A 13,073-nucleotide genomic window follows, 5' to 3' on the forward strand; every position below is an offset into this window, starting at 1 on the left:
CTCAGCCCTGGCTGCGGCGGCCGCGCACGAACGCGGCCCCACCCAGGGCGAGCCCTGCGGCGCCGAGGACGACGGCGACCCACGACAGGACGAGGGGCGTCGAGGACGGTTCGGCGGGCGCCGCCGCGGCCTCGACGGTCGCGGACTCGTCGGAGACCGTCTCGGTCTCGCCGTGCGCGGCCCCGTCCTCCGCAGCCGTGACGGTCAGGACCGGTGCGGGCAGGTCGAGGTCGTGCGGGTCCTCGCCCTCCGCCGCGACCTGCACCCAAGCGGACTCGCCCTCCTGGCAGGTCTGGACGGTCGGGAAGACGAGGGTCTCGCCGACCGTGTCGGGGAGCTTGGTCGAGAGGACGAGGGCGTCCCGGTAGCCGTCGGGCAGCGGGGACCTCGCGGTGTAGACGATCTCGCCCACGCGCTCGGTGAGCTGGCCGCCATGACCGTCGTCGATCGGGGTCGCGAGCGTCACCATGACCTTCTCGACGTCCCAGCCAGGGTTGACCGTGGGGGTGACGCTCGTGATCGGCTCGGGGATCTGGACGGACACCTTCGTGGTCGCGGACTCCCCGCAGCCGTGCGGGACGCCGAAGGTCAGCAAGGCGTAGGAGCCCGCGGTGGTCGTGTCGGGGTCGACCGACACGTGGGCGGACGCGCCGCTCGCACCGAGCGCGAGGAGCGTGGTCGTCGCCGCGGCGACGGTGAGGAGCTGGAGTGGACGCTTCATGATCTGAGGCACAGGCCTTCCGTGGTGGGACGCAGGGTCGCTCGGGGCGCCGCACGGACGAGAGCCGTCGCGGCGCCGGCCGTCGCCGGGCACGTGCCCGGGCGGCAGGGAGCGGATCGCGGCTGGGCCGCGATCGAGGTCAAGGTGCTGCTGCGAGGACCACGACGGGAGGGGCTCTGCCCCGGACCGACCCACGGCCCGGGGCCGTGAGGACGGGAACGACGAGAGGGAGGAAGAGGGGGTTGCGCCCGCGGGCGAGAGGGAGAGGCACGGCCCTGGGGACCGAGCGCATCGTGAGCCACGACCACAGTGCCCACAGCACGCGGTCGGCGTGGGTCAGGAACACCGAGACCACGAGCGTCGCCACCACGTGGGCGGCCAGCATCACCTCGGGGCGGTCCGAGGCGTGCGCGTGCGCCGGCGCGGAGGCGCTCGAGAGCAGGGCGCACTGCTCGAACGTGTAGTGGAAGGCGAGCTGGCCCAGACCCAGGACGCCCAGGAGGTACGGGAGCGCCACCCGACGTCCGACGAGCGAGCGGAGCAGCACGGCCGTGACCATCACGAGCACGACCACGGGAACGGCCCCCGGGGGCGCACCGCCGGCCAGCCCGTGCGAGACCAGGGACAGCCCGACGACCGCGGTGGCGAGCAACCCTGCTCGAACCCCGCGCAGCAGACCGACACCCGGCGACAGCACGCGACGACTGTAGCGGGCGGATCGCCGGAGAGGGACCCCTTGTCCACGAACGTCCGTACCGACGGCCGCACGGCCGTCCTGGCCGTCCTGGCCGTCCGCGAGCGTCCGGACGCCCCGCGTCGGGCCGTCCGGACGCGACCGGCTCTAGAGCCCGGTCATCTTCTGCATCGCCTCGTTGTAGCGCGCCCCGGCGACGCCCAGGCGCGTGGCGGCCTCGCCCAGCGCCGCGAGGTCGGCCGCGGGAAGGTCGAGCGTGGTCGCGCCGAGGTTCTCCTCGATGCGCGACAGCCGACGCGTGCCCGGGATGGGGACGATGTCCGGCCGCTGGGCCAGCAGCCAGGCCAGCGCGACCTGGGCGGGGGTCGCGCGGTGGGCCGCGGCGACCTCCTTGACGAGGTCGACCAGCGCCTGGTTGGCGGCCCTGTTCTCCTCGCTGAAACGCGGGATCAGGGTGCGGACGTCGCCCGGGGTGAACTCGGTCGAGGTGTCCACGGTGCCCGTGAGGAACCCCTTGCCGAGCGGGCTGAACGGCACGAGCGAGATGCCGAGCTCGTCGAGGGTCGGCAGGATCTCGGCCTCGATCTCCCGGGTCCACAGCGAGTACTCGCTCTGCAGCGCGGTCACGGGGTGCACCGCGTGGGCGCGGCGGATCGTGGCTGCGCCGGCCTCCGAGAGCCCGAAGTACGCCACCTTGCCCTCGGCGACGAGCTCCGCGACAGTGCCCGCGACGTCCTCGATGGGCACCGCGGGGTCGACGCGGTGCTGGTAGAACAGGTCGATCCGGTCCGTGCGCAGGCGAGCGAGCGACGCGTCGGCGACGCGGCGGATCTGCTCGGGACGGCTGTCCACCCCGACCGACCTCCCGTCACGGATGTCGAAGCCGAACTTGGTCGCGAGGACCACCTGGTCGCGCAGCGGCTCGAGCGCTTCGCCCACGAGCTCCTCGTTCACGTACGGCCCGTACACCTCGGCCGTGTCGAAGAACGTCACGCCCCGCTCGACGGCGCCGCGCAGCACCGCGATCATCTCGTCCCGGTCACCGGGGTTGGGCCCGTAGCTCTGGCTCATGCCCATGCAGCCGAGCCCGAGCGCGGACACCTCGAGCCCCTGGCCCAGCGTTCGCTTCTCCATGCGGTCCTCCTGAGGTCGTGCTGACGATCGGTCCACCTCGACGCTACGGGCACCGGTCGGAGGCAGGGAGTTCCTGGCGGTACCTCCCTGGCGCGCCGCGTCTGCGGGGCAGCAGGCGTCAGTGACCGTCAGCGAGGACCACGAGCTGCTGGGTCGCGCGCGTCATCGCGACGTAGCGGTCGACCGCTCCCTCGATCCCCTCGCCGAACGACCCCGGGTCGACCAGGACCACCAGGTCGAACTCGAGCCCCTTGGCGAGGACCGGGGTCAGCGAGCGGACGCGCGGCGTGCCCGCGACCGTGGGGGAGCCGATCACGCACGCGGTGCCGTCGTCGTGCGTCGCGAGCCAGGTCGCCAGGATCGAGTCCAGGTCTGCCGTGCGCCCGTGCACCACCGGGACCCCGGAGCGACGGACCGACGTGGGCACGTTCGCGTCGGGGAGCGCGGCCCGGATGACCGGCTCGGCCTCCGCCATGACCTCCTCCGGGGTCCGGTAGTTGATGCTCAGCGAGGCCGAGCGGACCCGGTCGAGCCCGACCCGTGCGAGCCGTTCGTCCCACGACTCGGTGAACCCGTGCCGGGCCTGCGCGCGGTCGCCCACGATCGTGAAGCTCCCCGAAGGACAACGCAGGCGCAGCATCTGCCACTCGGCGTCCGTCAGCTCCTGCGCCTCGTCCACCACGACGTGCGCGAACGGTCCTGCGAGCAGGTCCGGTGTCGCGGTCTCGAGCGCGGAGGGATCGACGAGCGCGCCCTGGAGGTCCTGCCCGCGCAGCATCGACATGACCTGCAGCTCGGAGTCGTCGGTCGCGATCAGGTGGTCGACGACGTCGGCCATGCGCGCGCTCTCGGCCGCTGCGGCAGCCTGGTTCCGGCGTCGTCGGCGCGACTCCTCGGGGTCGCCGAGGCGCTGGCGGGCCGCGTCGAGGAGCGGCAGGTCGGCGACGGTCCAGGCCTGGGCGTCGTCGCGCTGCAGGGCCCGGGCCTCCCGGGGCGTGAGCCAGGGCGCGCACATGCGCAGGTAGGCCGGCACCGACCACAGGTCCGCGACGAGGTCCGTCGCCTCGATGAGCGGCCAGGCCCGGTTGAACGCCGTGCCCAGGTCCCTGTTCTGGCGCAGCGACCGGTAGACCTGCTCCTCGGGCACGTCTTCGGTCTCGTCGGTGTGCTTGTCGACGAGGATCGTCAGGAGCGCCTCCCAGACCTCGTCGCGCGCGTCGTTGTGCGGGGTGCCGGGGTCCGGGGACGCGAACGCCTCCGCCCAGTCGGCCGTGCTGAGCCAGACGTCGGCCCACGGGGTCCCGACCTCCATGCCCTCGGTCGGTGGTCGTTCGGAGAACCGCACCGCGGGCTCGACCGCCGCGACCATGCGTGCCGACGCCTTTAGCCGGGCCGTCTCGGGGTCGGTCTCTGGCACCGCCGCCGCCCCCTCGGGGACGAGGTCGCGCAGCGTGCACGTCTGCACGCCCTCCTCGCCGAGGCTCGGCAGCACGTCGGCGACGTACGCGAGGTACGGCTCGTGCGGTCCGACGAACAGCACGCCGCCGTGGTGGTGCCCCAGACGCGGGTCGGAGTAGAGGAGGAACGCCGCGCGGTGCAGCGCGACGACCGTCTTGCCCGTGCCCGGGCCACCGTCGACGACCAGGGCACCGCGCGAGTCGGCACGCACGATCGCGTCCTGGTCGGACTGGATGGTGCCCAGCACGTCCCGCATGCGGGGAGACCTGCTGGTCCCGAGGCTCGCGATGAAGGCCGACTCGTCGTCGAGCGCCACGCTGTCGTCGTGACCGTCCGCGGTGAACGACTCGTCCCAGTAGTCGCTGATCCGCCCGCCCGTCCAGCGATACCGGCGGCGGCTCGCGAGCCCCATGGGGTGCGCGCGCGTGGCCGCGAAGTACGGTTCGGCGGGCTGCGACCGCCAGTCGACCAGCAGGCGCCGGCCGGCGGCGTTGGTCAGGCCGAGGCGCCCGACGTAGACGGGCTCGGACCCGTCGGCCGGCACCAGGCGCCCGAGGCACAGGTCGATCCCGTACCTCTGCAGGAGTCGCAGCCGGGAGCTGAGCCGGTGGATCTCCTGGTCCCGTTCGAGCGCCTCGGTGCCGGACCCGCCCGGCGCCCGGCGCGCGGCGTCGAGGCGTCCCGACAGGTCGGCGACCGAGTGCTCGAGGGTCCCGGCGATCGCGGCGAGGTGCCGCTCGTCGGCGGCGATCAGCGCCGGGTCGGCCTTCGCGGAGAGGCGTTCGGGAAGGTCGAACGGGCTGTCGTCCTGAGAGGGCACGCGAAGGGCTCCGATCGGGTTCGTGCGGGTGCGGGGCGACCGAGAGACTGACGAGGAAGCGCGCATGATCGAGGTTCTCCATCCCACTGCTCGCGGCTGAGATCGACCATTCTGCGGGAGGACCGGGGCCTTGCCGCAAGGCCCCCCGTGCGCTATATCTTGAGAGTGGAAGGGGTGAACGCTCCCCGTTCCCAGCCCCTCCGGCCCGCAGGGCGTCCCTTCTGCCAGGATGCACGGATGGTGCATCCCATCGAGCTGGTCCCCGTCGACGCCGAGACCTTCGACGACCTCGATCCGGGCGAGGACTCCCCGGCCACGGAGACGGCTGAGCCCGCGCCCGCGAGGCCCCGCGGTCGCCGGGTCTTCCCCCTCCTGGCGGTCGGGATCCTGCTGGGCGGGGTCTCGTACGTGCTGAGGATCCTGGCCCAGGTGTTCCAGGCGCACGCGGTCGACAGGTTCGGCAACCTCGACCTCTCGACGTGGCAGTACGCTGCCGGCAACGGTGCGGCCACGGCACACGTCCTGACCGCCGCAGGGGGAGCCGCGGTGCTGACCGTGGCGGTGCTCCGCGCAGCGCGCGCCCTGGACGCCCTGGGGCGGTCCGACGCTGCCGGGTCCCACCAGCGCCCCGGTTCCCGGTGGCTCGTCGTCGTGGTGGCCTGCGTCGTCGCGGGGGCCGTCATCGTCTCCATCGCCTTCCCGCAGTTCGGCGCACCGGGTCAGGTGATCGTCCAGGACGTCCAGTCCGGTCAGCTCTCGATCGTCGGCGGCTGACCCGTCGAGCCGTTCCTCCTGGCGACCTGACCGAGCCCCGCGGGTCAGACCCCGCCCGCGAACCCCGTCTGACGCCACGCCTCGTAGATCGCGATCGACGCGCTGTTGGTGAGGTTGAGCGACCGTCGCCCGGGCAGCATGGGGATCTTGACCTGGTCGGTGATGCGCGGGTGGGCCAGGACCTCGTCGGGCAGTCCCGTGGGCTCGGGGCCGAACAGCAGCACGTCGCCCGGGCGGTACTCGACGTCGGTGTGCCGGGTCGTGGCCTTGGTCGTGAATGCGAAGACGCGGGCCTCGGGCATCGACGCGAGCGCGGCCTCGAGGTCGGCGTGCACCTCCATCGCGGCGAGGTCGTGGTAGTCCAGGCCCGCCCGGCGGAGCTTGGGCTCGTCGAGGTCGAAGCCCAGCGGCTCGACCAGGTGCAGGCGGGCGCCGGTCACGGCCGCGAGGCGGATCGCGTTGCCCGTGTTGCCGGGGATGCGGGGCTCGAAGAACACGAGGTGGGGGAGCGTGGGGGCCGGGCGCTCGGCGTCGGTGCCGAGGTGCGGTCGCCAGTCCTCGGCACCGGTGACCCCGGGCGAAGGTGCGGGCGCGGAAGTGGTGGGTGCGTCGTCGGGCATGGTCTCGATTCTCCCACCGCCGCGGGAGACCAGTTGTCAGAAGTGAGCCGGTGTAGGGCCCGGCTCACTTCTGACAACCAGTCGGTGCGGCGCCACGTTGTCAGAAGCAGAGCGGGGTATGCCCCGGCTCGCTTCTGACAACCGATCGGGGGAAGGGCCTCAGCCCGTCCGCGTGAGCGCGGCCGCGTCGACCTCGTGCTGCAACGGTTCGCCCGCGAGGAAGCGCCCGATCTCCTCGACCACGATCGCCCCCTGGCGCAGCCGGCCCTGGACCGTCGCGGCCGCGTGGTGCGGCGTGAGCAGCACGTTCGGCAGGGTCCGCAGCGGGTGGTCGACGGGCAGCGGTTCGGCGTCGAACACGTCGAGCGCCGCGTCGATCCGTCCGCTCGCGACCTCGCGCAGCAGCGCGTCCTCGTCGGTCAGCCACGACCGGGCGGTGTTGACGAGACCGGCGCCGTCGGGCATGAGCGCGAGCTCGCGCGCCCCGACCAGGTGGTGCGTCTCGGGCAGCGTGGGTGCGTGGACCATGGTGATACGGCTCGTCGCGAGCAGGTCGTCGAGGCTCACGAGCGCGACGCCCAGGGCCCGGGCGTCCGCGGCCGACAGCGTCGGGTCCGCGACCACGACCTCGGCCCCGAGCGCGCGCAGCATGGTGATCGCTGCCCGCCCGGTCCGGGACGCGCCGATCACGCCGACACGCGTGCCGGCGATCTCGTACCTGGGCGGTGCGTCCTCGGCGTCCTCCCACGAGGCGCCCGACGCGAGACCGTGGTGGAACCGCGGGAGCTGGTGCAGCAGGGCCATGGCGAACACGACCGACACCTCGCCGACCGACTGCGCCATGCCCTGCCCGGCCTGCGTCACGCGCACGCCGCGCGCGAACAGCTCGGGCGTGACGAACGGCTTGACGCTCGCGCCCGTGTGCGCGACCAGCCGCAGGCCCGGCATGCGGTCGAGCAGCGCGGCGTCGAGGCGCGGTGTGCCCCACGAGATGACGAGCACCTCCGCCCGCGAGGGGCCCGACGACGCAGCGCCCGTCCGGGCGTCGAGCGTCGCACCCAGCGTGGCCGGGTCGTCGACGAGCAGGACGTCGGTCAGCGTGCCCAGCGTCTCCCACGCCGCGGGCGAGAAGAACTCGGCCCGCAGCGCGGGGGAGACGCTGACGACGCTCGCGGTGCGGCTCATCGGGGAATCATGCCAGCCACGCGTCGAGGTGCTCGGCGACGAACGCGTCGTCCGACGCGCCGAGCCACGGGTACGCGGCCGTGACGCGCGTGAGCTCGTCCGCCTGCCCGGGCGACAGCGTCTCGGCGGGGTCGAGGCACCAGATGCCCTCGAGCAGCCCCTGGCGTCGCAGCACCTCGTGCACCCCGGCGATGACCCCCGCGAAGTCGTTCGTGGAGTCGAACACCGCGGCGTTGGCGTCGGTGAGCCCGGTCTGACGGGCGACCAGGAGGCGCAGGGCCGCGTCGTCGGGCACCGTGAGCGTGCCGTCGGACGTGACGCCGCGCGCGGCCTGGGCGAGGCGCAGGGTCTCGACCGCGCCGCGCGTCCACACGGCCCACTGACCGAGCAGGCCGCCCACGAAGCGTGCGGTGTACGGGCTCGTGCTCCCCGCGACCGGGACGTCGACCTCGGAGACCAGGTCGGCGATGATCGCGTCGTCGTTGCCCGTGTAGAGCGAGATCTGGTCGGCGCGGCCGGACTCGGCCACGCCGCGCAGCACGTCGATGGTCCGGTACCGGTTGAACGGCGCGGCCTTGACGGCCACGACGGCCTCGATCGCCGCGAACTCGCGCCAGAAGTCGACCGAGAGCCGCGGCCCGCCGATCGCCTCCTGGAGGTAGAAGCCGATCACGGGCAGGACCTCGCCCACGGCCCGCGCACGGTCGAGCAGGTAGCGCTCGACCTCCTCGCGCGTGCCGCTCAGCCCCGCGACACGCGGTGCGAGGAGCACCGCGTCGTAGCCGAGCTCTGCGGCGACCTGAGCCTCGGCCACGGCCTGGGCCGTCGGTCCCGAGGCTCCGGCGATCTGGACGAGCGGGCGCGGGCCGGTGACCGAGGATCCCGCGGGCGCGTTCCCGCCCGTCGTCTCGCGCGAGACCTCGGCCGCCATCTCGAGCACGGGCCGGTACAGCCCGACGTCGCGGATCTCGAACTGCGTCGTGTGCACGCCCACGGCCACGCCGCCGGCCCCGGCCGCGTGGTAGTACCGCGTCAGGGCGCGCTGGCGGCGCTCGTCGAACCGGCGGTCGGCGGTCAGCGCGAGCGGCTGGGCCGGGATGACCGTGCCGGCACGCAGGAGCGCGAGCGAGTCGGGCTTCATGGCGCGGGCGGTCGAACCCATCAGAACTTCCCGTCGCGCACGGTGAACTTGGTGGCCTTGCCGCTCGTGGGCAGACCCGCCGCGAGCCACTGCGCCTGCCAGTCGACGAGCGTGCGCAGCGAGACGTCGGGGTAGCCGAACAGCTCGTGGCACAGGCTCGCGTCGTTGAGCAGCGCCGTGCCGGCCTCGGTGCCCGTGAACGAGACCTCGCGGCCCAGGCCCGCACCGAGCAGCCCCGCGAGGCGACGCACCGACGCGGTCTCCGGGCCCGTGAGGTTGACCGTGAACGCGGGGGACGACGCGTGGCCGAGCGCGCGCAGCGCGACCTCGTTCGCGTACCCCTGCCACACGACGTTGACGTGGCTCGTCGTCAGGTCGACCGGTTCGCCCGCGAGGAGCGGCGCCGCGACGTCGCACAGCACGCCGTAGCGCAGGTCGACCGCGTAGTTGAGGCGGATGTTCGCGACCTTGGTGCCGCGCGTGAGGGCCGCGTGCTGGAACAGGCGCTCGCGCCCGAGGCAGCTCATGGCGTACTCGCCGACGGGCCCGGTCGGGTCGTCCTCGGAGCAGCCGCCCGAGGACACGGGCACGAGCGGGTAGACGTTCCCGGTCGAGAAGGCCGCGATGGTCGAGTCCGCGTAGCGGCGCGCGACGTCGCTCACGAGCGCGGCGTTCGCGGCCCACGCGAGCGAGGGGGCCGACGACGTGCCGAACTTGGCGCCGACCATGTAGACGACGTCCGCGCCGTCGGGCAGGCCGGCGAGGACGGCGGGGTCGCCCGTCATGAGGTCCGCCGTCACGACGTTCACGCCCGCGTCGCGCAGGTGGTCGGCCTGGGCCGGGTCCGACCAGCGGGAGACCGCGTGGACCGCGTCGCCGGTGCGGCCCGCGGCGTCGAGCGCGCGTCGCGCGAGGACCGTGAGGCTCGGGCCCATCTTGCCGCCCGCTCCCAGGACGACCAGGTCGCCCGAGCGGGCGGCCATGTCCGCGACGAGCGCGGGCGAGGGGGTGGTGAGCAGGTCCTCGAGCTCGGCGAGCGACGAGGGACCGGCGGGGCGCCCGACGGCGGAGGGGCCGGCAGGTGCGACGGCGGCGGCGGGCAGGGGGCTGGGTGAGGTCGAAGACACGAGTGCTATCCCTTGATTCCGGACATGGTGACGCCCTCCTGGAAGTAGCGCTGGGCCACGAGGTAGGCGGCGAAGATCGGCACGAAGGAGATGGTCGCGCCGGCGAGGATCATGTTGAGCGGCACGTCCTGCTGCTGCAGCGACGCGATACCCACGGTGAGGGTCCAGTGGTCGGTGCCCTGGCCCATGATGAGCGGCCACAGGAAGTCGTTCCAGTGCCACAGGAAGACGAACGTGCCGAGCGTCGCGAGGATCGGCTTGCACAGGGGCAGCACGATGCGCGTGAAGATGCGCCACTCGGAGGCGCCGTCGAGCTTGGCGGCCTCGAAGAGCTCGTCCGGCATGTCCATGATGAACTGCCGCATGAGGAACACGGCCTGCGCGTTCGCGAGCGTCGGCAGGATCAGGCCCCAGTAGGTGTCGAGGCCGCCGACCTGCGCCATGAGGATGAAGGTCGGGATGAGGGTCACGTGGTACGGGACCATGACCATCGCGAGGAACGACCAGAACATGGCCTCGCGGCCCGGGAACTTCTTCTTGGCGAACGCGTAGCCGGCCATCGCGGAGAACGCCAGGACCAGCACCACGGACACGACCGAGTAGATGAGCGTGTTCCCGAACCAGGTCCAGATGTTGCCCGCGCCGAGCACGCGCTCGTAGGCCGCGAAGCCCAGGTTCGTGGGGATCAGGCTCTGCGGGAACTGGATCGCCGCCGCAGGCTTGAGCGAGAGGACGACCATCGCGTAGAACGGGAAGATCGTGACGACCGCGGCGAGGCTCAGCACGACGTACCGCACGATCTTGCCGCGCAGCGTCAGGTCCGTGCCCGAGCTCTTGCTGCGCCTGCGACGCACCTTGGGCGTGAGGTCGGTCGGGCTGGTGGTACCGGCAGCGGTCCCGGGGTGTCCCGGGGTGCCGGGGGTGGCGAGCGTGGTCACTTGTCCCTCCCGATGAGGCGACGCTGCACCAACGCAACGACGATGGTGATGATGAACAGGGCGACGCCGAGCGTGCTGGCGTAGCCGAGGTCGAAGTACTTGAAGCCCTGGTCGTAGATCTGGTAGACGAGGCTGTAGCTCGCGCGCGCCGGTCCGCCGCCCGTCATGGTGTAGACGAGGTCGAAGATCTGGAACGAGGCCGTGGTCTCGATGACCGCCAGGAAGAACAGGGTCGGCTTGAGCTGCGGCATGATGATGTGCCAGAAGCGGTGCCAGGCGTTCGCGCCGTCGAGCGCCGCGGCCTCCTCGAGCTCGCGCGGCAGGTCCTGCATGCGGGCCAGGAGGATGAGCATCCCGTACCCGAAGCGCGACCAGATCGACACGAGCGCCAGGGCCGGCAGGACCAGGGTCGTGCTGCCGAGCCACGAGTCGGTCGACAGGCCGATCAGTCCCATGAGCTGCGACCACGGTCCGCCCGTCGAGAAGACCCAGGTGAACACGGTCGCAGCGAGCACGAGGCTCGTGACCACCGGCAGGAAGAACACCGAGCGGTAGAAGCCCGACCCGCGGAACGAACGGCGGACCAGGAGCGCCATGAAGGTCGAGATCGCGAGCGACAGCGGCACGATCAGGACGCTGAGGATCAGGGTCACGCGCATCGCGGACCAGAAGATCGGGTCGTTGACCATGCGCTCGAAGTTGTCGAGGCCGGTCCACTGGGCCGTGTCCCCGATCGTGTAGTCGAAGAAGCTCAGCCCCACGCCAGCGATCGCCGGTCCGAAGCGGAAGGCGAGGAAGAGCAGGAAGGCCGGGAGCGCGAAGAGCAGGCCGATACGGGCCTCGCGGCGGGCCATGGTGCGGCGGAACGCTGATGGGCCTGTCGGGCCGGTCCCGCCCGACGGGCCCGAGGACCCACCGGACGTGCTCCGCGCGACGGGCGTGGCGCCGTCGGGCACGGAGCCTGTCCCGAGGACGTCTCCGGACGGGGTGGTTGCTGTCATGAGGTTCTTCTCCTTCGCCTCACCGGGCCGGGGGCCGCGTCTGCGGCGGCCTCCCGGCCCGGTGGGTGTGGTGCGAGATCAGCCGAGGAGCGGGTTCGCGGCAGCGGCCGCGTCCTTCATGGCCTGCTCAGGGGTCTTCTGGCCGATGAGCGCGGCCTGGATCTCCGGGGCGAGGATGCCCATGACCTCGCGCGACTTCTCGTTGAGGTCACCCGAGGTGGTCGCGTCGAGCGTGGCCTCGAGGGCCGCCATGGTCGCGTCGTCGCCGTACAGGCCCGTCTGCGAGGTGTACGGCGTGAACCAGCCCGCAGCCTTCGCGTACTCGGCCGACGCCTCGGGGCGCGTGGCGAACGCGAGCCACTTGCCCGCCGCGTCCAGGTTCTCGGCCTTCTTCATGAGGGCCAGCGAGCCGACCGTGCCGTAGCCGATCGACTCGGCCTGCTTGAGGGAGGGGAGCACGACCGTGTTCTCCTCGCCCCAGAAGCTCGCGACGTCGCCGGGGCCCTGCTGCCACGTGCAGGCGATCTTGCCCTGCGCGGTGCGGGTCTGCTCGAACGCCGGGATGGTCGTCAGCAGGTCCTTCTCGACGAACCCGCCCTCGGCGAGGTCCGTGACGAACTGGAGCGCCTCGACGCCCTCGGGGGAGTCGAACGCGACCTTCGTGCCGTCCTCGGAGAACACCGAGCCGCCCGCCTGCCACAGCAGCGGGTAGAAGGACTCGTTGAGCGTCGCGTCGACCGCGCCCCAGTAGTTCGTGACGTCGTACCCGGCGTCCTTGAACTTCGGGGCCAGGGTCATCAGGTCGTCCCACGTGGCGGGGTAGTTGCCCGGCTCGCCGATCGCGTCGAACGCCGCGGCGTTGCACACGAGCGGCTTCGAGTTCATGATCAGCGGCGCGCCCATCATGGCGCCGTCGATGCTCACGGACTTCGCGGCGTTCTCGCGCAGGTCGCCCGTGTTGTCGGTGATGTAGTTGTCGACCGCCGCGAGGGACTTCGCGTACTTGGGGAGCTGGTCGGGGATCAGGTAGACGACGTCGGGGCCCTTGCCGCCCGCGATGCCCGTCGCGAGCGTCTCGTCGCGGCCGGCCCACGGGTAGATCTCGACCTTGACGTCGACGTCCGGGTTCTCGGCCGTGAACTCGGCGATCTGCTCGTCCCAGAACTTCTTGTGGGCCGCCTCGTCGGCGATGACGGGGTAGGTCCACATGGTCACCGAGCCCGAGGCCGCGCCGTCCGAGGGGACGGGGGTCGAGCTGCCGGTCGTGCCGCCACCGCTGCACGCGGTGATGGCGCCGAGGCTGGCGATCGCGGCGATCGCGGTCACCACGTGCTTCTTCGGCATGGTCATTTTCGTGCTCCTTTGACGTCGAACGATGACTACCGTGCTGGATGCTTTCTGGATGTTTCGGGGGTCGTGCGGTGGTGCTTCGGGTGCTTCGCTGCTCCCTGCGAGGTGCT

12 protein-coding genes are annotated in these 13,073 nt (G+C 72.3%); 1 reads left to right on the top strand and 11 read right to left on the bottom strand.

Features of this window, described 5'->3' with window-relative positions; genetic code table 11:
- Position 1 precedes the first annotated feature (1 nt).
- The 4 genes from ASE15_RS09825 to helR all read right to left on the bottom strand — a co-directional run bounded on the left by ASE15_RS09825 (position 2) and on the right by helR (position 4,827).
- Positions 2-721, bottom strand: a complete 720-nt coding sequence (locus tag ASE15_RS09825) for a YcnI family protein (protein WP_082618373.1) — start codon at positions 719-721, stop codon at positions 2-4.
- Between the two features lie 139 nt (positions 722-860).
- The gene (locus ASE15_RS09830; protein ID WP_139107608.1) at positions 861-1,418 is read right to left on the bottom strand and encodes a hypothetical protein; all 558 of its coding nucleotides are present in this window, start codon (positions 1,416-1,418) and stop codon (positions 861-863) included.
- A 144-nt stretch (positions 1,419-1,562) separates the two neighbouring features.
- On the bottom strand, positions 1,563-2,549 hold the full coding sequence (locus ASE15_RS09835; protein WP_056763093.1) for an aldo/keto reductase: 987 nt from the start codon (positions 2,547-2,549) through the stop codon (positions 1,563-1,565).
- Between the two features lie 118 nt (positions 2,550-2,667).
- A complete protein-coding gene (gene helR / locus ASE15_RS09840) occupies positions 2,668-4,827 on the bottom strand; it encodes an RNA polymerase recycling motor ATPase HelR (protein ID WP_056763094.1) in 2,160 nt (719 codons plus the stop codon).
- 237 nt (positions 4,828-5,064) lie between these two features.
- Between helR and ASE15_RS09845 the strand changes: the two genes are divergently transcribed.
- Entirely contained in the window at positions 5,065-5,601 is a 537-nt protein-coding gene (locus tag ASE15_RS09845) for a hypothetical protein (RefSeq protein WP_056763095.1), read from the top strand.
- 44 nt (positions 5,602-5,645) lie between these two features.
- Here the strand turns inward: ASE15_RS09845 and ASE15_RS09850 are convergent, their stop codons facing one another.
- The 7 genes from ASE15_RS09850 to ASE15_RS09880 form a co-directional block, all read right to left on the bottom strand.
- The gene (locus tag ASE15_RS09850) at positions 5,646-6,221 is read right to left on the bottom strand and encodes a tRNA (cytidine(34)-2'-O)-methyltransferase (protein ID WP_082618352.1); all 576 of its coding nucleotides are present in this window, start codon (positions 6,219-6,221) and stop codon (positions 5,646-5,648) included.
- 159 nt (positions 6,222-6,380) lie between these two features.
- Positions 6,381-7,406, bottom strand: a complete 1,026-nt coding sequence (locus ASE15_RS09855; protein ID WP_056763096.1) for a hydroxyacid dehydrogenase — start codon at positions 7,404-7,406, stop codon at positions 6,381-6,383.
- Positions 7,407-7,413: 7 nt separating this feature from the next.
- Complete coding sequence (locus tag ASE15_RS09860; RefSeq protein ID WP_235534313.1) at positions 7,414-8,568, bottom strand: dihydrodipicolinate synthase family protein; 1,155 nt, start codon at positions 8,566-8,568, stop codon at positions 7,414-7,416.
- Complete coding sequence (locus tag ASE15_RS09865) at positions 8,568-9,674, bottom strand: NAD(P)-dependent oxidoreductase (RefSeq protein WP_235534315.1); 1,107 nt, start codon at positions 9,672-9,674, stop codon at positions 8,568-8,570. The genes ASE15_RS09860 and ASE15_RS09865 overlap by 1 nt, the downstream gene beginning before the upstream one ends.
- A 5-nt stretch (positions 9,675-9,679) precedes the next feature.
- Positions 9,680-10,612 (bottom strand): carbohydrate ABC transporter permease, encoded by a 933-nt coding sequence (locus ASE15_RS09870; RefSeq protein ID WP_235534316.1) that lies wholly within the window; start codon positions 10,610-10,612, stop codon positions 9,680-9,682.
- Complete coding sequence (locus ASE15_RS09875) at positions 10,609-11,613, bottom strand: carbohydrate ABC transporter permease (protein WP_231907790.1); 1,005 nt, start codon at positions 11,611-11,613, stop codon at positions 10,609-10,611. The genes ASE15_RS09870 and ASE15_RS09875 overlap by 4 nt, the downstream gene beginning before the upstream one ends.
- A 78-nt stretch (positions 11,614-11,691) precedes the next feature.
- Positions 11,692-12,963 (bottom strand): sugar ABC transporter substrate-binding protein, encoded by a 1,272-nt coding sequence (locus ASE15_RS09880; RefSeq protein WP_056763098.1) that lies wholly within the window; start codon positions 12,961-12,963, stop codon positions 11,692-11,694.
- Positions 12,964-13,073: the final 110 nt, after the last annotated feature.

The organism is Oerskovia sp. Root22, assembly GCF_001429135.1.
Taxonomy (GTDB): Bacteria; Actinomycetota; Actinomycetes; order Actinomycetales; family Cellulomonadaceae; genus Oerskovia; species Oerskovia enterophila.